Source organism: Streptomyces phytophilus (genome assembly GCF_013870535.1).
GTDB lineage: Bacteria > Actinomycetota > Actinomycetes > Streptomycetales > Streptomycetaceae > Streptomyces > Streptomyces phytophilus.
Genome location: NZ_JACBXC010001698.1, coordinates 1 through 1,057, shown reverse-complemented (window position 1 = coordinate 1,057; position 1,057 = coordinate 1). Strand labels below are relative to the sequence as shown.

2 protein-coding genes are annotated in these 1,057 nt (G+C 70.7%); one reads left to right on the top strand and one right to left on the bottom strand.

Annotated features, from left to right (window positions below; translation table 11 throughout):
• Positions 1-225: LysR family transcriptional regulator (locus tag H5J30_RS35320; RefSeq protein WP_181791874.1), on the bottom strand; the 225-nt coding region annotated here is incomplete at its 3' end.
• Positions 226-410: 185 nt separating this feature from the next.
• Here H5J30_RS35320 and H5J30_RS35315 point away from each other — a divergent pair.
• The gene (locus H5J30_RS35315; RefSeq protein ID WP_181791873.1) at positions 411-1,040 is read left to right on the top strand and encodes a snapalysin family zinc-dependent metalloprotease; all 630 of its coding nucleotides are present in this window, start codon (positions 411-413) and stop codon (positions 1,038-1,040) included.
• Positions 1,041-1,057 lie beyond the last annotated feature (17 nt).

Sequence of the window (1,057 nt, the reverse complement as noted above, 5' to 3'; positions counted from 1 at the left end):
GGCGATGAGCGGGCGGGCCCGGGCGGTCACGGAGCGGCCGAGCGGGGTCGGGCGGCAGCCCGAGCGGTCGCGTACGAACAGCCGGCCGCCCACGGCCCGTTCGATGCGGTTCAACTGGGCCGTCAGGGCGGGCTGGGAGACTCCGAGCCACCTGGCCGCCCCGTGCACGCTTCCGGCGTCGGAGATCGCGCACAGCGCGCGCAGATGCCTCAACTCCAGCTCCACGCGGGGAGCATAGCCGCAATTATTTGTCAGGGGCACTACACGTATGCGCCGTTCCGCCCGGCCGCGGGCGCCGGCGGGCCGGGATCGCACGCCGCTATCACCGGATGAGATCTGCCCCCGGCCACCTCTTCGCCCGCAGACTCCTCACCGACCGACCGACCAATCGTTCGTCAGGAGAAACCCCCATGAAGCTCTCCGGAAGACTGGTCTCCACCGCCTTGGGCCTCGGCCTGGCGCTGACCGGCCTGGCCGCCTCCCCGGCACCCGCGGCCGACCACCACGACCGGCAGACGACGCAGGCCACCGCCTCCGCGGCGTACGTCGGGCACGACAAGGCCCAGCAGGCCGAGAACCGGGCCTTCTTCGAGATGATCCGGGACAAGGCGCGCGAGAAGCAGGCGGCGGAACCCGGCTACCAGGCCATCACCATCACGTACAACGACGCCAGTGCGCCCAACTACCAGGGCGACATATCCCAGAGCACCCAGATCTGGAACAACGCCACCAACAACATCACGCTCGCGGAGACCTCCGGCTCCGGCGACTTCAGCTACCGCCAGGGCAACGACCCGCGCGGCAGCCACGCCGTGACCGACGGGCGCGGCCACGGCTACGTCTTCCTGGACCTCCGCCAGACCCAGCAGTACTACTCCCTGCGCGTCGTCGCCCACGAGACCGGCCACATCCTCGGCCTGCCGGACAACTACAGCGGCCCGTGCAGCGAACTGATGTCCGGCGGCGGCCCCGGCACGTCCTGCATGAACGCCTACCCGAACGCGAACGAAGCCGCCCGCGTGGACAGCAACTTCGGCTGAGCCGGAGCCGGCTGCGG

What these genes read in the sequence shown, in the direction of transcription:
- H5J30_RS35315 (WP_181791873.1), top strand. Translation starts at nt 411, where the DNA reads ATGAAGCTCTCCGGAAGACTGGTCTCCACCGCCTTGGGCCTCGGCCTG.